Origin of the sequence: Methylomarinovum tepidoasis, assembly GCF_030294985.1 — a bacterium.
In the GTDB taxonomy this organism is placed as follows: domain Bacteria; phylum Pseudomonadota; class Gammaproteobacteria; order Methylococcales; family Methylothermaceae; genus Methylohalobius; species Methylohalobius tepidoasis.
In genome coordinates, this window is sequence record NZ_AP024718.1 from 520,333 (window position 1) to 537,736 (window position 17,404).

A 17,404-nucleotide genomic window follows, 5' to 3' on the forward strand; every position below is an offset into this window, starting at 1 on the left:
CCGGCCGGACGCCGCCCCGGACACCCGGGGCGGCCTGTCGCAGCCATGCCTTTCCCCCACCGCTTCCATCCCGCCGTCTCCACCTGGTTCCGCAGGACGTTCACCGCCCCCACCTCCTGCCAGCTGCAGGCCTGGGAGGCGCTGAGCCGCGGCCGCCACGCCCTCGTCGCCGCCCCCACCGGCGCCGGCAAGACCCTGGCCGCCTTTCTCGCCGCCATCGACGATCTGGTGCGCCGGGCCGAGGCCGGCACCCTGGCCGATTCGGTCCAGGTGCTCTACGTCTCTCCCCTCAAGGCCCTGAGCCACGACGTGGAGAAGAATCTGAACCAGCCCCTGCAGGCCATCCAGCAGCAGCTGTCCCCGGCTTCCCCCGTCCGCGCCCAGTGCCGTACCGGCGACACCAGCCCCGCCGCCCGCCGGGCGATGGCCAAACGCCCGCCCCACATTCTGGTCACCACCCCGGAATCCCTGTACATCCTGCTCACCTCCGACGGCGGCCGACGCATGCTCAGCACGGTCCGGACCGTCATCGTCGACGAGATCCACGCGATCATCGCCGACAAGCGCGGGGCCCATCTGGCCCTGTCCGTGGAGCGCCTGCGGCACCTGACCGGGCACGAATTCACCCGCATCGGCCTGTCCGCCACCCAAAGGCCGCTGGAAACCGTGGCCCGTTTCCTTCTGGGGAGCATCCCCCTGGAGCACTGCGCCCTCATCGATGCCGGCCACCTGCGCCGGCTCGACCTCGACATCGAACTGCCGGATCTGCCCTTGGAGGCGGTGCTGTCCCAGGAAGCGGCCAGATCCATCCACGACCGCATGGCCGAGCTGATCGGCCGCCACCGCACCACCCTGATCTTCGTCAACACCCGCCGTCAGGCGGAACGGGTCGCCCGCGCCCTGAGCGAGCGCCTGGGGGAGGACCAGGTCACCGCCCACCACGGCAGCCTGTCGCGCCAACAGCGCCTCGAGGCCGAGAACCGGCTCAAGGCCGGGCAGCTCAAAGCCCTGGTGGCCACCGCCTCCCTGGAACTGGGCATCGACATCGGCGACGTGGACCTGGTGTGCCAGCTCGGCGTCACCGACTCGGTCGCCACCCTGCTGCAGCGGGTCGGCCGCGCCGGCCACGGCCCGGGCCGCCGTCCCAAGGGGCGGCTGTTCCCCACCACCCGCGACGAGCTGGTCACCGCCCTGGCCCTGATCGACGCCGTGCGCCGCGGCGAACTGGAAACCTGCGCCATCGCCCGCCCGCATCTGGACGTGCTGGCCCAGCAGATCGTCGCCGCGGTGGCGATGGAAGACTTTTCCGAGGACGACCTCTACGCCCTGGTGCGCCGCGCCGCCCCCTACCGCGATCTGCCCCGGGAAACCTTCGATCAGGTCGTCGCCATGCTCGCCGAAGGCTACGCCACCCCCCGCGGGCGCCGCGGCGCCTACCTGCACCGCGACCGCATCCAGAAACGCCTCCGACCCCGCCGCGGCGCCCGCCTGACCGCGGTCACCTGCGGCGGGGCGATCCCCGACACCGCCGACTACCGCGTCATCCTGGAACCCTCCGGCGAGGTCATCGGCACCGTGGACGAGGATTTCGCCATCGAAAGCCTCGCCGGCGACATCTTCCAGCTCGGCAACAGCAGCTGGCGGGTGCTGCGGCTGGAAAAGGACGGCCTGCGGGTCGAGGATGCCCAGGGCCAGCCGCCCACCATTCCCTTCTGGTTCGGCGAAGCCCCGGGACGCAGCGCAGTGCTGGCCAACGCAGTGTCGCGGCTGCGGGAGGAAATATGGATGGGTGGTTGGGAGGTGAGGCGGGAGGACGGGTCTCAGGGCGTTCGCGGCCCGGATGACCGCGATCTGAGCCCCCAGGGAAGGGTTCACGGCGTCCCTGAGAACCGCCCTCCCACCTCACCTACCTCAGAACCGGAAATCGGCCTCCAGGTCAATCCCGAAGCCGTGCGCCAGGTCGTCGATTACCTCACCGCCGCCGCCAAGGCCCTGGGCACCATGCCGACCCGGGAGCGCATCGTCCTGGAGCGTTTCTTCGACGAAGCCGGCGACCTGCATCTGGTGATCCACAGCCCCTACGGCAGCCGCCTCAACCGCGCCTGGGGCCTGGCCCTGCGCAAACGTTTCTGCCGCAGTTTCAACTTCGAGCTCCAGGCCGCCGCCACCGAGGACGCCCTGCTGCTGTCGCTGGGATCCGGCCAAAGTTTTCCCCTGGAAAGCGTAAAGGCGTTTCTCAGCAGTGCCAGCGTCCGCCACCTGCTCACCCAGGCGGTCTTCGACAACCCCCTGTTCACCGCCCGCTGGCGCGCGGTGGCGACCATCTCCCTGGCGGTGCGTCGCTTCCGCGCCGGCAAACGCACCCCGCCCTATCTGGTGCGCATGGAAGCCGAAGACCTGGTCACCGCGGTGTTCCCCGACCAGCTCGCCTGCCTGGAAAACATCCAGGGCGACCGGGAGATCCCCGATCACCCCCTGGTGCGGCAGGCCATCGACGACTGCCTGCAGGAAGCGATGGACGTCGAGGGTCTGGAGGCCGTCCTGCGCGGCATCGAAACCGGCGCCATCGAGGTGGTCGCGCGGGAGACCGTGGAGCCCTCCCCCCTGGCGGCGGAAATGGTGGGGGCGCGGGTGTACGCCTTCCTCGACGGCGCCCCCCTGGAGGAACGGCGGGTGCGGGCCGTCTCCCAGCGGCGCTGGCTCGACCCGGCCGAGGCCGGCGACCTGGCCCGCCTCGATCCCCAGGCCATCGAACGGGTCCGCGCCGAGGCCCGGCCCCAGCCCCGTGACACCGAGGAGCTGCTCGACGCCCTCCTGGCCTGCGGCTACCTGCTGGATACGGAGATCGAGCCCGGCTGGCGCCCCTGGCTGACCGAACTCCAGGCCGCCGGGCGCGCCTGCCGCCTGGGACCGCGCTGGATCGCCGCCGAGCACTGGCCCCGCTGGCGGTCGATCTCTCCGGAAGCGCCCCAACCGCTTCCGCCACTGCCGCCGGAGCTGGCGGCCGAAACCTGGGAACCGGAGGAAGCCCTGACCGCCATCGTCCGCGCCCGCCTTGGCATCACCGGCCCGGTCACCGCCGACGAACTGGCCTCGGAAACCGGCATCGGGGCGGCAGCCGTGGAACAGGCCCTGCTGCGGCTGGAACAGGAAGGCAGCGCGCTTCAGGGCGATTACGGCTGGTGCGAACGGGGGCTGCTGGCCCGCATCCACCGCCTCACCCTGCGAAAACTGCGGGCCGAGATCGAGCCGGTGCCGTCCGCCCGTTTCCTGGCCTTTCTGCGGCGCTGGCAGCACCTTCATCCCGACACCCGGCTGCGCGGCCCCGACGCCCTCAAGGCCATCCTGGAACAGCTGGAAGGCTTCGAGGCGCCGGCGCCGGTGTGGGAACGGATTCTCCTGCCGGCCCGCCTGCCGGACTACGACCCGGCCTGGCTCGACCGCCTGTGTCAGTCGGGCCGTTTCGTCTGGGCCCGCCTGACCCCGAACGGCAGACGCACCCCGGTGCGCAGGCTGCCCGTCGCCTTCCTGCCGCGCCGCTGCCTGACTCTGTGGCTCGAATCCGACCGCCCCGCCTCCCTGTCGCTCCCCGCCCTGCGGGTGCTGGAAACCCTGACCCGGGAGGGCGCCCTGTTCTTCGACGAACTCCAGGAACTGACCCGGCTGCTGCCGAGCCGGCTGGAGGACGCCCTGGCGGAACTGGCCGCCCAGGGGCAGGTCAGTTGCGACAGCTTCGAGGGGCTGCGGGCGCTGCTGCTGCCGGAGGCCAAAAAACGCCGCTACCGCCGCCTGCTTTCCGGCCTGGAAAACGCCGGCCGCTGGCAGCGATTGCGCCCGGCCGGGACGGATGCCGATGCGGTGGAACACCGCGCCCGGGTCCTGCTGCGCCGTTACGGTGTCGTCTTCCGTGCCCTGGCCGCCAGGGAAGCCGCCATGCCGCCGTGGCTGGAGCTGGTCCGGGTCTACCGCCGTCTGGAGGCGCAGGGAGAAATCCGCGGCGGCCGCTTCGTCGCCGGCCAGTTCGGAGAACAGTTCGCCCTGCCGGAGGCGGTGACGCTGCTGCGCCGGACGACGGAGGACACAACGCCCGCCGCGCCCGGCGCCGGCGATCCCCTCGCCCTGGTCACCGGCATCCTGCCCGGCCTGGACCGCACCGGCGAGCCGGCCTAGCCGCCCACCTCCTCGAACAGCAGTGGAATCAAGCCCGAGGTCACCGCCACGACCACGGCAATGCCGACCAGGTTCAGGAGCAGGCCGGTCTTCACCATGTCGCCGATGGCCAGCCGGCCGCTGGCGAAGACGATGGCGTTGGGGGGCGTGGCCACCGGGAACATGAAGGCGCAGGAGGCCGACAGGGCCGCCGGCAGCATCAGCCACACCGGCTCCAGGTGCAACACCCGGGCGAGGGAGGCCAGCAGCGGCAACACCAGCTGGGTGGTGGCGGTGTTGGAGGTCAGCTCGGTGAGGAAGGTCATGCCGGCGGCCATCAGGGTCACCGCCCCGAGGCGCCCGATCCCGGCGAAATTCCCCAGACGCGCCGCCAGCCAGGCCGACAGGCCACTGTCGACGAACCCGGACGCCAGGGCGAAACCGCCGCCGAACAGGATCACCACCCCCCAGGGCAGACGGGAAAAGACGGTGGCATCGAGCAGCGTGGTGCGGCCGCCGTCCTCCCGGCGGGCGGGGAGGAGAAACAGCAATACCGCCATGGCGATGGCCACGGTGCCGTCGTCCACCATTCCGCCGTGAGGCAGCCAGGACTGCCAGCCCGGCAGACGGAGATTTCCCAGGGTGACGCCCTTGCGGGTCAGCCACAACAGGGCGGTGGCGGCGAACACCCCGGCCACGGCCTTCTCCTCCCGGCCCATGGGCCCCAGGGCCGCCCGCTCCGCCGCCACCACCCCGGCCAGGTCCACGCCGGACTCCAGACGGCGCAGATAGACCAGAGCCAGATAGCCGACCAGCACCGCCAGCAGCGTCGCGCCCACCGGCAGCCCCACCAGCGTCCAGCGCAGGAAGTCCACCTCGACGCCAGTGGCTTCCTGATACAGGCGTGCGAACACCAGATTGGGAGGACTGCCCACCAGGCTCATGACCCCGCCCAGGGAGGCGGCGTAGGCCAGCGCCAGCAGCAGGGCGACGGCGAAACACCGGGCCTGTTCGGCAGGCAGCAACGCTTCGAAACGGGACAGCACCGCCGATGCGATGGGCAGCATCACCAGGGTCGAGGCGGTGTTGGAGATCCACATGGACAGGAAGGCGGTGGCGCAGACGAAGCCGGCCAGCACCGCCACCGGCCTGCCGCCGAACACCCCCAGCACGCCCAGGGCGATGCGGCGGTGCAGTTGCCAGCGTTCCAGCGCCTGGGCGATGAGAAAGCCGCCCAGGAGCAGGAACACGGTGGCGTTCATGTATTTGGCCGCCACCGCCTTGGTGGCGGCGATTCCCAGCAGCGGAAACAGCACCAGCGGCAGCAGCGCGGTGACCGCCAGCGGGATGGCCTCGGTGAGCCACAGACAGGCCATCAGTCCGGCCACCGCCGCCATCGCCCCGGTTTCGGGACGGCCCAGTTCCACCCCCCACCACAGGGCGGCGAAAACCGCGGCGGACAGCAGCAGCCGGTAGGGCTTCACCGGTGCCAGGCGGGACTCAGTTCGTGGACCGCCTCGACCATCGCGGTGACGTGGTCGGGGTTCACGTCCGGCAGGATGCCGTGCCCCAGGTTGAAGACATGGCCGCTGCCCGACCCGTAATTTTCGAGGATGCGGCCGACCCGTTCCCGGATGGTGGTCGGCGAGGCGTACAACGTGATGGGATCAAGATTGCCCTGCAGAGCGACCTGCTCCCCGACCCGGCGGCGGGCCTGGCCGAGATCGCAGGTCCAGTCCAGCCCCAGGGCGTCGAAACCGGTTTCGGCCTGCAGCTCCAGCCACTGCCCGCCGCCCTTGGTGAACAGGATCGCCGGAACCCGGCTTTCCCCGGCGCCCAGCTGCAGGCGCTCGCGCACCTTGCGGGCCGCCGCCAGGGCGAAGTCGCGGTAATCCTCGGTGGGCAGCACCCCGCCCCAGGTGTCGAACAGCATCACCGCCTGGGCGCCGGCGGCGATCTGGGCGTTGAGATAGTCGGCCACCGCCTCCGCGAGCTTGTCGAGCAGTCGCCGCATGAGATCGGGACGATCGTAGAGCAGGGTCTTGACCTGCCTGAAGTCGCGGCTGCCCCGGCCCTCCACCATGTAGGTGGCCAGGGTCCAGGGGCTGCCGGAAAAGCCGATCAGCGGCGCCCTGCCGTTCAGTTCCCGGCGGATCAGACGCACCGCCTCCATGACGTAACCCAGGTCGGTTTCCGGATCGATGCGGGGCAAGCGCTCGATGTCGGCCTCGCTGCGAACGGGCCGGGCGAAGCGCGGCCCCTCCCCCTCGGCGAAGGACAGGCCCAGCCCCATGGCGTCGGGAATGGTGAGGATGTCGGAAAACAGGATCGCCGCATCGAGACGGAAACGGCGCAGCGGCTGTAAGGTGACCTCACAGGCCAGTTCCGGATTGGTGCACAGGTTCATGAAGCTGCCGGCCTGCTCGCGCACCCTGCGGTATTCGGGCAGATAGCGGCCGGCCTGGCGCATGAACCAGACCGGGGTGCGGGGCACGGGACGACGCAGCAGGGCGTCGATGAAGACGAAGGATTCAGGCATGAATGGTCCTTGAGGCTAGGGTTGAGAAGATTGGAGGGCGCGGATTTCCTTCTGCACCGAACGCAGGCGCCGCAGCCAGGGCTTCTTGAGACCCGGCGGCAGCTTCGCCTGGGCCTGACGTGCGGCCTCCAGGGTCGGAAACACGCCGTAGAGCAGTGGATACCAGGCGCGCCCCCGGCGCTGTTTGCGGTAATAGGCCAGCGGCTGCAAACCGGGATGTTCGCGCACGAAGCCGGCAAGATCCTCCAGCTTGTCGAAAGCGGCGATCTGCAGGGTGAAATGCCGTTCGGGCTGCTGCAGCAGCCAGTCGCTCGTGTGGACACCGAGGCTGACAAGGATTTCCGCCGGTGTCAGCGGCTGCGCCTCGGCTGTGGCGATCTTCGCCACCGGCTCCGCTTCGGGCGCCGCATCCGGCGGGGGGCTTTCCGCCACCGGCTCTGTCACCGTCTCCGGGGAAGGCGGCGCCGGAACGGTTTCTGCAACCGCCGCCGGGAGCTGCGGTGCGGCTTCGGAAACCTGCGGTTCGGTTTCGCCGGCGACGACCTGGGGTTCTGCGGCCACCGGCGACGGTTTCGCGGCGGGTTCGACCGCCACGGCGGCCGGCGCCTTCGCCTGCCTCTTTTCCCCGACCGAACGCTGCTGCCAGTAGGTCAGGGCGACGGCCACGGCGACGAGCGACGCCAGGGCGATGTAAACCGGCTTGGCCAGCGCCTGGCGCCAGCGCAACGGCGGCTTGCCGATACGCGCCTGGGTTTGCTCGCGGATGCGGGCGGGAATGCCGTGGCTGCGGTGGTAGATCTCCCGGACCAGGGCCTCGTCCACCGCCCCCTGCCCGGCCCGAACCCACAGGGCCTGGACGTAGTCCCGCGTCTGGGACAGGTCCAGCGGCGGCAGTTCGATCACGTGCCCCTCCTCGATGGCCCAGGCGTCGGTGACGGTCTTGACGTGCAGATCGTCCGGCCGCAGGGTGACGACGACCCGCAATGCCGGATGGTGCGCCGCCAGCCGGCAGACGGCATCGAGCACGCCGGGCAACAGGTCGCCGCCATCGTCGATGGCGAGGATGACCAGCCCCCCGCCGGCTTCCCGCTGCGCCAGGGCCCGGTCCAGTTCACCGGCATTCTCCAGCCCCAGGCACTCGGCCAATTGCTGCTGCACCGCCTCGAAACTCAATTCCTCCCCGCCCTGCAGGCGGCAGATCCGCCATCCGTCCTGCTGGGCCTGCTGCAACAACCGCAGCAGGGTGGATTTGCCGATTCCCTCGGGCCCGGAAACCAGCAGCGGGCGCGGCAGATTGGCCAGCAGGTGCAGCAGCAGATCGAACTTCTGCTGCCGCTCGGGAGACAGAAAATCGAATCCCGGCTGGGAGCGCCCGGGGGGCGTTTCAAGCACCGCTTCTGCCGTACTCATGCAAAGTCGCTTCCAGTGATTCCCGGGGGACCGGACGGGGAAGGGTGGCGCGGCCGATTTCCTCCAGCAGAATCAGCCGGATCTGGCCATCGCGGTTCTTTTTGTCCACCGCCATGTGGCGCAGAAACGCCGCCCCGTCCATCGCCGCAGGCGGCGTGGTGGGAAGCCCCGCCCGCGCCAGCAGGGACTCGATCCGCTGCACGTCGCGGCGGGGCAGCAGACCGAGGCGGGCGGACAGATCCGCCGCCTGGCACATGCCGATGGCGACCGCCTCTCCGTGCAGGTAACGCCCGTACCCCATTCCCGCCTCGATGGCATGGCCGAAGGTATGCCCGAAATTGAGAATGGCCCTAAGCCCCCCTTCGCGCTCGTCGGCCGCCACCACTTCCGCCTTGTTGCGGCAGGAACGCTCGACCGCATAGGTCAGAGCATCGGGGTCACGTCGCCGCAATGCCTCGATGTGATCCTCCAGCCAGGTAAAGAACGGGGCGTCACGGATCAGACCGTATTTGATCACTTCGGCGATCCCGGCCTGAAGTTCCCGCTCGGGCAGGGTGTCGAGGGTGGCGATGTCGGCGATGACCGCCCGGGGCTGGTGAAAGGCCCCGATCATGTTCTTTCCCAGCGGGTGGTTGACGCCGGTCTTGCCACCGACGGAGGAATCCACCTGGGCCAGCAGGGTGGTCGGCACCTGGATGAAATCGATCCCGCGCTGATAGCAGGCGGCGGCGAAACCCACGATGTCGCCGATCACTCCGCCCCCCAAGGCGACCAGGGTGGCGTTACGGCTGTAGCGGCGTTCCAGCAGGGCATCGAAGATGCGGTTGACGGTTTCCAGGGTCTTGTGGCGTTCCCCGTCGGGTAGCACCAGGGCGGCTTCGTCGGGCAACCCGAGCGTGGCCAGCAAGCGCTCCAGATACAGGGGGCCGACGACGTCGTTGGTCACCACCATGACCTGCTCGCCGCCGATATGCGGGGTGAACAGATCCCGCCGGGACAGCAGGCCGGTGCCGATGTAGATGGGATAGCTGCGCGCCCCCAGATCGATGGTCAGCGTTTTCATCTGTTTCCCGCGCAGGTTTCCCCCGCCTTCAGGCGGGGAAGGAAATCGCGGCCTCCGTTAAGTTGTTGCATCTTACAATCTCCTGAGTTAGAACGTAAACCATGAAGTTGCGCTGGACCCTCCGCTGCTACCCGACTCCGGAACAGGAACGCCTCCTGGCCCGGACATTCGGCTGCGTGCGTTTCGTCTACAACCATTTCCTGCACGAACGTAACGCCGCCTTCACCAGAGGTGAGCGGATGACCTAGAGGACCTGAACCTGCGCGGTTTGGTTAAAAACCACAACCTGACCCGCAGCCTTCAGGACGCCGCCATGGGTGGGTACATTCGAACCATCGAAGCCAGGGCGATCATGCACGGCAGGCAGGTGGTCAAGGTGGATCGTTTCTTTCCGAGCACGAAAATGTGCTGCCGCTGTGGTCAGCTTCACTCCATGCCGCTTGAGAAACGGCAGATGGAATGTGACTGCGGCAACGTGATGGACCGCGACCTTAACGCGGCCATCAATATTTTGGCGGCCGGGCAGGCCGTGACCGCACGTGGAGACGGCGTAAGACCTGATCCGGCTCCGGCCTGATTGGGCGGCTGTCTGTGAAGCGTGAACCATCCTGATGCCTTGGGTGTCAGGAATCCCCGCCCTTTAGGGCGGGGAGGATGTCAAGAATTCCTGTAAGCCTGGATGATTTTCTTGACCGCCTGACGGCTGGCGCATTCGCCGGTGTTGAGGGTGCAATCGGCGATGGATTCGTACAGCGGCGCCCGCACTGCCAGCAGCTCCGCCAGGCGTTTTTTCGGGTTCGAGGTCCGCAGCAGCGGCCGGTGGGTGTCACGGGCGGTGCGTTCCAACTGCTTTTCCACCGGGCAATACAAGTAAACGACGAACCCGTGATCCTGCAACAGCCGCCGGTTCTCCTCGCGCAGGATGATCCCCCCGCCGGTGGCCAGCACGATGTCGCTCAACGTCACCAGATCGCGCAACACCTCCGTTTCCCGGCGCCTAAAGCCTTCCTCGCCTTCGTATTCGAAAATGGTCGGAATGTCCACGCCGGTGCGGGTCTCGATCTCACGGTCGCTGTCATAGAACTGTTTTCCCAGCTCCCGCGCCAGCAGGCGGCCGACGGTGGTCTTGCCGGCCCCCATCGGACCGACCAGATAGATGTTGCTGGACTGGCTGCTCATGGCCCCGACAAAAACAACGAGGCCGGGCAAATCCCGGCCGTTAAACACTAACCCCCATCCGGAGACAGGTCAATGCCTGACGCTCACGGCTGTTTCACGTCGTTCAGCGCCAGCCCCGTCAGTTTCCAGTTTTCCTGGTCCGCCAGGTCGCCGCCGGTGTGCTTGATTTCGCATACGTAGTTCTTGCGTATCATCGCCTCACCCGGCTCGCTTACATCCACGCGGGATTTGACCAGAAAACGGCCGAAGCCGATGTCCCAGGAGTGGTAATCCTTGTTTTCGAAAGTCAGGCTGGCCTCATCGTCGAAGCGCTCGCGGACATAGCGGTTGCACTGCAACAGCGCCATGGCGGTGCGGTTGTCGTGCACTTCGGTCACCTGACCCGATTTGGAGGGATCGCCGGTAAAAAGGTCCGCTTCGAGCGTCTTGAAGACGAACGGCACGATGGCCTTGTTCAAAATGACGTAAAGGGCAACGATATAGATTGCCAGCAACAACATCGAGTATTTGTTGCGCACCAATTTTTCGAACATGATTCCTTAACTCCAGTCTTCAACCCAATCGTTAATTCGACGCCGGCCGTGGCGGCAAGTTTCTCTCCCCAGGGAAAGGGGAAGGATACCGCCTTGCCACCACCTTGGCCAGCATGCTTGAGCCGGGCCCGATTCCGAGGTAACTTAGCTCCGGTTAGAGCCACGTGCAGGAAAAGCGATGTTCCGTCAAGCCGTCAGAAACAGCGTCCACGATCTCATCATCACCGCCATCACCTTCGTCGGGATCGCCGGCTGTCTCTATCTGGATTCGTTTCACGACCTCGAACTGCAGAACGCCCTGGGAAAATGCGCCTGGGTCGTCCTCATCGGCGTGTTGTTTTGGGAAAGCAATCTGGTGCGGCTACAGGTTCTGATCGCGGTCGCCTTCGCCACCGCCGGCGAGCACTTCGCCTCCGGCATGATGCACGGCTACATCTACCATTTCCACAATATTCCCGCCTACATCCCCCCGGGACACGGCCTGGTCTATCTGACCGCCGTCGCCATGGCCCGCTCGCCCCTGTTCCAGCTGTGGCAGAAACCGGTCACCTGGGGGGTGCTGCTGGTCATGGGATTGTGGTCCTTGTGGGGGGTGACCTTCGCCGAACGCGGCGACTGGGTCGGCATGCTGCTGTTTCTGGTCTACGTTCCCTGTGTGCTGTGGGGCCGCGCGCCGCTGGTCTATCTGGCGGCTTTCTTCGTCACCACCCATCTGGAGCTGATCGGCACCGCCCTGAAAACCTGGACCTGGGTGCCCATCGATCCGGTGCTGTCGCTGCCCCAGGGAAACCCGCCCAGCGGCGTCGCCGCCTGGTACTGCCTGGTGGATGCAGTGGCGCTGTTCGGCGCCAACTGGCTGATCCTGCAATGGCAGCGCCTGCAGACCCTGCCGGCTACCTTCAGACAATGGCTCTCGGCGCCGGAATGGGTGCACGTGGCTGCAGAAGACTGACCCGAGGGGGCGATGCCCCCTTTTCTTTTGCTTGTGTTTCGAGACGACCGGTCGTATCATCCCTGCCCATGAATGCAGCAAACCCCAAAGAAGCCAAAAAACGCCAGCTGCTCGATGAAGGCGTCCGGCTGCTGCTGGCCCGGGGCTATCACGGCACCGGCCTGCAGGAGATCCTCTCCCGGGCAGGGATTCCCAAAGGCTCCTTCTACCACTATTTTCCCAGCAAGGAAGCCTTCAGCGCGGCGGTGATCGAACATTACATCGAGCCTTTCATCCAGCAACTGGATCACCACCTCGGCCAAAACGCGGCCACGCCGCTCCAGGCGCTGCAAGACTACTTCCGCGCCCTGATCGAGGAACTCCAGGGCAACGATTTCAAAGGCGGCTGCCTGCTGGGCAATCTGATGGGAGAGGTGGGAGACACCAGTGCGCTGTGCCGCCAGGCGCTGCAGCGCGCCCTCCACCGTTACCGCGACAAGATCGCCGCGATGCTGGCCCAGGCCCAGGCGGCCGGCCTCGTCCGCCGGGACCGGACGGCGGAGGAACTGGCCGACTGCATCGTCGACAACTGGCAGGGAGCGTTGCTGCGGATGAAGGTCGAACGCAGCACCGCGCCCCTGGAACGCTTCATGGATCAGATTTTCCGGGAACTGTTGCCCGGAGAGGCGGCCGGCCCAGAGACCGGCCTTCACCCTGCGTCAAGCGAAACCTGAAAGGAGAACGACCATGCCCAAGTACGTCATCGAACGGGAGATCCCCGGCGCCGGCGACCTGTCGCCGGAGGAGCTGACCGCCATTTCGCAGAAGTCCTGCGGCATCCTGCGAGAAATGGGGCCCCAGATCCAATGGGTGGAAAGCTATGTCACCCAGGACAAGATCTATTGCGTCTATATCGCCCCCAATGAAGAGGCCGTGCGCGAACATGCGGCCAAGGGCGGCTTTCCCGCCGACCGCATCAGCGAGGTGAAGACGAAGATCGATCCCACCACGGCGGAGGGCTGAGCCATGAAGATCCACTGGGACGAAGCACGCTGTTGCCACGCCGGCATCTGCGTGAAGGAACTGCCGCAGGTGTTCAAGGTCGAGGACGGCCGGCTCGAGATCGACGCCGAGGCTGCCCCAGAAGCGGAAATCCGCCGGGTGGTCGGCATGTGTCCCGCCGCCGCACTTGCCATCGAAGAAAAATGACCCTCGGGCGGGCACTGCCCGCCTTTTCCCTGAAGAGGTACACCATGATCCGAATCTTACTGCTGAGCCTGGGCCTCCTGGCCGCCGCCCTCCCTGGCAGCGCCGATGAAACGCCGCTGTCCCCCTACATGCCCAAGATCGTCGGCCAGGAGGATTTCATCTACGTCTGGACCCTGGGCATCGAGGGGCTGGGAGACGGCTCGGACAAGCTCGTCACCATCGACGCCAATCCCAACTCCAAGACCTTCGGCAAGGTCATCCACAGCGTTTCCGTGGGCGGCCGTCACGAGGCCCACCACTCCGGCTTCACCGACGACCGCAACTATTTGTGGGCCGGCGGCCTGGACACCAGCAAGATCTTCATCTTCGACGTCCACACCGATCCGGCCAGGCCGAAGCTGGTCAAGGTGATCGACGACTTCGTGGAGAAAAGCGGCGGCGTGGTCGGCCCCCACACCACCTACGCCCTGCCCGGCCGCATGATCATCAGCGGGCTGTCCAACGACAAGGACTACGGCGGCCGCACCGCCCTGGTGGAATACACCAACGACGGCCGGTACGTCGCCACCTATTGGATGCCCACCGACGACAACCTGCAGGGCGCCGTCAAGATCGGCAAGCATGCCGACGGCTACGGCTACGACGTCCGCGCCCTGCCCCGCCTCGACATCATGCTGACCTCCTCGTTCACAGGTCACCGCAACTACATGCGCGATCTGGGGGAACTGATGCAGGACAAGCAGGCGATGCAGGAATTCGGCAACACCATGGTGCTGTGGGACCTGCACGACCGCAAGCCCAAACTGATCTTCGACGTGCCGGGCGCGCCGCTGGAAATCCGCTGCGCCTGGGAACCGAACCACAACTACTGCTTCACCAGCACCGCCCTGACCGCCAAGATCTGGCTGGTGTATCTGGGCGATCAGGGGAAATGGCACGCCCAGGCGGTGGCGGACATCGGCGATCCCGCCAAGATCCCCCTGCCGGTGGACATCTCCATCGAAAGCGACGACCGGCGCCTGTGGGTGACCACCTTCATGGACGGCAGCGCCCGCCTGTTCGACATCTCCGACCCGTTCCACCCGAAGCAGATCTATCAGAAAAAGATCGGCGCCCAGGTGAACATGGTGTCCCAGAGCTGGGACGGCAAGCGGGTCTATTTCAGCTCATCGCTGCTGTCGAAGTGGGATAAGAAGGGCAAGGACAACGAACAGTTCGTCAAAGCCTACCGCTGGGACGGCAGGGAATTGACGCCCCTGTTCCAGATCGACTTCCTCAAGGAGAAGCTGGGACGCCCCCATCAGATGCGTTTCGGCGCCTACGCGCTCTATCGATGACACCCGAAGGCCAGGGACGGCCTCACCCCAGCCACCAGACCAAAGCCGCATAGCGCAGCCCCTTGCCGGCGGCGATCAGCGCCAAACCGGGCAGCCAGGGCAGACGCAGCCAGCCGGCCGCAAGGCACAATCCGTCGCCGATCAGCGGCAGCCACGACAACAGCAGCACCGGCAGGCCGTAACGACGCACCTTCGCCAACGCCGCTTCCGGCACCTTGCGGGCCAGAAGCCGCTGCGGCGACCATCCCTTCGCCAACATCCAGCCCAGCCACCAGGTCGTCATCGCCCCCAAGGTGTTTCCCAGGGTGGCGCTGAACCACAACGGCAGCGCCGCTTCCGGCGTCTGCAGCACCCACCAGGCCAGCAACGCCTCCGAACCGCCCGGCGCCAGAGTGGCCGACACGAAGGCGCTGACGAACAGCGCCGACAGGGGAAAGGATTCGATCATGCGCCCGTCAAAAAGCCCTCGCGGTGGAGGGCTTTATTTCAGTCCGGAAGAGAGAAAAGTTCAGCTGGACGAGCCTGCGGCTGTCAACGACCGGATCAGTTTGATCAGCCGGCAGAAGAGCGCCATGATCCGTTCGAACAGATAAGCGTTCAGCTCCCGACCACTCATGCCGAGGAAACGCCGTCCCACCCAGTCGAACAGATAGGGAGCGCCGAGCACCGCCAGCACCAGACCGAGGACCAGCAGGCCCGACAGTAGGGGGCGGCGACCGGATTCCGGCGTCTGTGCCGTAGCGTCCGCCGCCACTACCCCACCCATCTCGCCATGATCCGGATAGACGACCGCCGGCGGGGTGATGCCGGCGATTCCAGGTAAGTCGCCGCTACCGTCACCGACCACCAGCTCGGCCTTCATGCCTTTCTCGGTGTGCTGGGTGATGTCACAATGGACCAGATAGGTCCGGTCTTCGGCCGGGGCGATGAAGGTTCCGGTCACCTCGCCGGGACCGGTCACCTCCAGGTGGAACATGCCGCGGGGATAGACTTCCTCGGGCAGACCGTGGAGCATCCACTGATGGCGGATCTGGTCCTCGTTGACCAGGGTGACGGTGACCCGGGCACAGGGCTCGACCTGCCACTTGCGCCGGTCGTAACCGAACATGGTGCCGGGAAAGTCGCGTGAATATTTGTGGCCGGCATGGACGGTCAGTTTCACGTCCTCCGAAATCCGGCGGCAGCCCGGCGGCAGTTGGTCGGTGTTGTATCCCATCACCATCTTACCGCCCATGTCCATGAGCATGCGACCGTGGTTCATCATCGGCATCTTCGCTGCCCAGACGGGCAGAGCCAACAGCACCCCCCACAAGATCCAGAGGCCAGTCCGTTTCATCTTATGATTTCTCCAGAACGTAGCGGCAGAACAGCTCACGGGCACGTTCACGATTGGAAAACAGCACATAGGCGAGAAGGCCGATCAACAGCCCGATCCAAAAACGCCTCCACGGGGAAGCCTCCTCCCCGGCTTCCGGCGGTTGGACCGTTTCCTGACTGCGGGCTTCGGGATCGCCCAGGCTGTCCCATTCGTCGATGTTCTGCCAAACCGGCAGTTTGCGCTGATAGAAAGCTTCGGTGAAATAGCGGCTGAGGTCGACGCCCTGCACCTTGGGAACGTCCCCTGGCCCCAGATAGGACTTGTAGACGATGGCGCTGATGTTGCCGCCCGGGTTCATGCCGTCGGTGGTGATGCCGCGCTCGACGTGATCATGGACCACCCAGATTCCCTGGCCGTAATTGTGCAGGCCGTCGTCGGTAGTGGTGAGCTTGAGATCGACACGTTGGGCGGGGGCAAGATCGAAGATGTCCCGCATGATCCGGGCTTGGGGATTGACGGCGACCCCGTCATAGTGGGTGATGGTCGCCTTGTGGCCATGGGTGTGGACCGCCAAAAGCTCGCTCTGGGCGTTGAGCATGCGGAGTTTGATGTTCTGATCCGGCTCGACCACCAGCAGGGATTCCCGCAGAGTGTAGGGGAAGGAACGGCCGTTGAGCAGGAAGTAGTCCTCGGTGGCGTCGGTCAGGTCGTATTCGCGGTTCATGCGTTTGGCGATGACCCGCGGATCGTTGGAGGACTGGACGATCTGGTGCAGTTCCTTGTCCACCGCTTGATAGACCAGATCGTATTCCTGATCGTATTCTTCCCGGATTGCCTTGGCGGGGTGGCGGACCTTACCGGCACCGACGTTCAGGGTTTGCACCCAGTTGTTCGGGCGATTCTCCTCCACCACCAGCATCCCGATCAGCCCCATCGCCAGGTGGGTATGGGTCTGAACGTGACAGTGATAGATGAAGGTGCCCGGCTGGCGCGGGGTGATGTCGTAGGTCCGTGCTTGCCCGGGAATGATGAAGCCTTCGCTGGTCTGGGGTACGCCGTCGTTGCCCTCCCCTTTGGCATCGACGTAGGGATGATCCACACCGTGAAGGTGAATGGTGTGGGGAAAGTAATGGGTGTTCTCGAGCACGATCCTGACCGTGTCCCCCTGCTCCACCCGAATCGTCGGCGACGGGGGACGCAGCAGCGGATTGGCTTCGATGCTGTGGGCGTCCTTGGTCGCCATGCCGCGGACCTTGGGCGCGAAGACCCAAAAGGCTGGCTTGATCCCGGGGGCGATGGCGAAGCCGTGAACCGGTTCGGTGGTATCCGGAGAGGCGCCGTTGAGTTCCGCGACCTCCAGCTTGATGATGATCTCGTCCGGATCCCCGTCCCCGTCGCGGTCGTTGCGCTTGATGACGCTGTCGGCCGCCAACCGGGTCTTCATCAGGGTCGGCATGGAGATGTTGTTGGTTCCCTTGACGAAAGCAGCGATGTCATAGGGATTGTCCGGCAGACAGACACGCTCTTCCTCGATTTCCACCCCGTCGATCTTTTGGGCGTCACGCCACCGAACAGGGCGCTCTGGAGGACAGAAAGGCTCCGGCGCTGCCGCCTGGGCGGGCTTGGCATGGGCGTCCGGCATTGATGAGACGTCCGCCGTCACGGCAAAAGAGAAACAGAGGGCGAAAACGCCCCCTGCCAAAGTCACACGGTATCGCTGCATGGAGTTATTGCTT

17 protein-coding genes are annotated in these 17,404 nt (G+C 66.2%); 8 read left to right on the top strand and 9 right to left on the bottom strand.

The window, feature by feature from the left end; all coding sequences use genetic code 11:
• Positions 1 to 45: 45 nt before the first annotated feature.
• Entirely contained in the window at positions 46 to 4,170 is a 4,125-nt protein-coding gene (locus tag MIN45_RS02605; protein WP_286293189.1) for a DEAD/DEAH box helicase, read from the top strand.
• On the opposite strand, the gene MIN45_RS02610 is transcribed toward MIN45_RS02605, so the two are convergent.
• Genes MIN45_RS02610 through aroB form a run of 4 tightly spaced genes read right to left on the bottom strand, consistent with a single transcriptional unit; the run spans position 4,167 to position 9,161 of the window.
• Positions 4,167 to 5,633, bottom strand: coding sequence for an SLC13 family permease (locus MIN45_RS02610; RefSeq protein WP_286293190.1), 1,467 nt, complete (start codon positions 5,631 to 5,633; stop codon positions 4,167 to 4,169). The genes MIN45_RS02605 and MIN45_RS02610 overlap by 4 nt on opposite strands.
• Positions 5,630 to 6,688, bottom strand: a complete 1,059-nt coding sequence (hemE, locus tag MIN45_RS02615; RefSeq protein WP_286293191.1) for a uroporphyrinogen decarboxylase — start codon at positions 6,686 to 6,688, stop codon at positions 5,630 to 5,632. Before hemE ends, MIN45_RS02610 begins: the two co-directional genes overlap by 4 nt.
• A gap of 15 nt (positions 6,689 to 6,703) precedes the next feature.
• Positions 6,704 to 8,098, bottom strand: a complete 1,395-nt coding sequence (locus tag MIN45_RS02620; RefSeq protein ID WP_286293192.1) for an SPOR domain-containing protein — start codon at positions 8,096 to 8,098, stop codon at positions 6,704 to 6,706.
• Complete coding sequence (aroB, locus tag MIN45_RS02625) at positions 8,073 to 9,161, bottom strand: 3-dehydroquinate synthase (protein ID WP_286293193.1); 1,089 nt, start codon at positions 9,159 to 9,161, stop codon at positions 8,073 to 8,075. The genes MIN45_RS02620 and aroB overlap by 26 nt, the downstream gene beginning before the upstream one ends.
• A 101-nt stretch (positions 9,162 to 9,262) precedes the next feature.
• On the opposite strand from aroB, the gene MIN45_RS02630 reads away from it, so the two are divergent.
• The gene (locus MIN45_RS02630) at positions 9,263 to 9,409 is read left to right on the top strand and encodes a helix-turn-helix domain-containing protein (RefSeq protein WP_286293195.1); all 147 of its coding nucleotides are present in this window, start codon (positions 9,263 to 9,265) and stop codon (positions 9,407 to 9,409) included.
• A 20-nt stretch (positions 9,410 to 9,429) separates the two neighbouring features.
• Positions 9,430 to 9,738 (top strand): zinc ribbon domain-containing protein, encoded by a 309-nt coding sequence (locus tag MIN45_RS02635; protein WP_286293196.1) that lies wholly within the window; start codon positions 9,430 to 9,432, stop codon positions 9,736 to 9,738.
• Between the two features lie 80 nt (positions 9,739 to 9,818).
• On the opposite strand, the gene aroK is transcribed toward MIN45_RS02635, so the two are convergent.
• Both aroK and MIN45_RS02645 read right to left on the bottom strand, forming a co-directional pair.
• A complete protein-coding gene (aroK, locus tag MIN45_RS02640) occupies positions 9,819 to 10,340 on the bottom strand; it encodes a shikimate kinase AroK (protein WP_286293197.1) in 522 nt (173 codons plus the stop codon).
• An 83-nt stretch (positions 10,341 to 10,423) separates the two neighbouring features.
• Complete coding sequence (locus MIN45_RS02645; protein WP_286293198.1) at positions 10,424 to 10,873, bottom strand: hypothetical protein; 450 nt, start codon at positions 10,871 to 10,873, stop codon at positions 10,424 to 10,426.
• Positions 10,874 to 11,051: 178 nt separating this feature from the next.
• On the opposite strand from MIN45_RS02645, the gene MIN45_RS02650 reads away from it, so the two are divergent.
• The 5 genes from MIN45_RS02650 to mtoX all read left to right on the top strand — a co-directional run bounded on the left by MIN45_RS02650 (position 11,052) and on the right by mtoX (position 14,350).
• Entirely contained in the window at positions 11,052 to 11,825 is a 774-nt protein-coding gene (locus MIN45_RS02650) for a hypothetical protein (protein WP_286293199.1), read from the top strand.
• 68 nt (positions 11,826 to 11,893) lie between these two features.
• Complete coding sequence (locus MIN45_RS02655; protein WP_286293200.1) at positions 11,894 to 12,538, top strand: TetR/AcrR family transcriptional regulator; 645 nt, start codon at positions 11,894 to 11,896, stop codon at positions 12,536 to 12,538.
• A gap of 13 nt (positions 12,539 to 12,551) precedes the next feature.
• On the top strand, positions 12,552 to 12,827 hold the full coding sequence (locus tag MIN45_RS02660) for a DUF4242 domain-containing protein (RefSeq protein WP_286293201.1): 276 nt from the start codon (positions 12,552 to 12,554) through the stop codon (positions 12,825 to 12,827).
• Positions 12,828 to 12,830: 3 nt separating this feature from the next.
• Positions 12,831 to 13,013 carry a (4Fe-4S)-binding protein gene (locus tag MIN45_RS02665; RefSeq protein WP_286293202.1) on the top strand — a complete coding sequence of 61 codons (183 nt, stop codon included), beginning with the start codon at positions 12,831 to 12,833 and terminating at the stop codon, positions 13,011 to 13,013.
• Between the two features lie 44 nt (positions 13,014 to 13,057).
• The gene (mtoX, locus tag MIN45_RS02670; protein WP_286293203.1) at positions 13,058 to 14,350 is read left to right on the top strand and encodes a methanethiol oxidase; all 1,293 of its coding nucleotides are present in this window, start codon (positions 13,058 to 13,060) and stop codon (positions 14,348 to 14,350) included.
• A gap of 22 nt (positions 14,351 to 14,372) precedes the next feature.
• On the opposite strand, the gene MIN45_RS02675 is transcribed toward mtoX, so the two are convergent.
• The 3 genes from MIN45_RS02675 to MIN45_RS02685 are packed head-to-tail and all read right to left on the bottom strand — an operon-like array spanning position 14,373 to position 17,391.
• The gene (locus tag MIN45_RS02675; RefSeq protein ID WP_286293204.1) at positions 14,373 to 14,798 is read right to left on the bottom strand and encodes a YqaA family protein; all 426 of its coding nucleotides are present in this window, start codon (positions 14,796 to 14,798) and stop codon (positions 14,373 to 14,375) included.
• A gap of 60 nt (positions 14,799 to 14,858) precedes the next feature.
• Entirely contained in the window at positions 14,859 to 15,686 is an 828-nt protein-coding gene (locus MIN45_RS02680; protein WP_286293205.1) for a multicopper oxidase domain-containing protein, read from the bottom strand.
• A gap of 1 nt (position 15,687) precedes the next feature.
• Entirely contained in the window at positions 15,688 to 17,391 is a 1,704-nt protein-coding gene (locus MIN45_RS02685; protein ID WP_286293207.1) for a multicopper oxidase domain-containing protein, read from the bottom strand.
• Positions 17,392 to 17,404 lie beyond the last annotated feature (13 nt).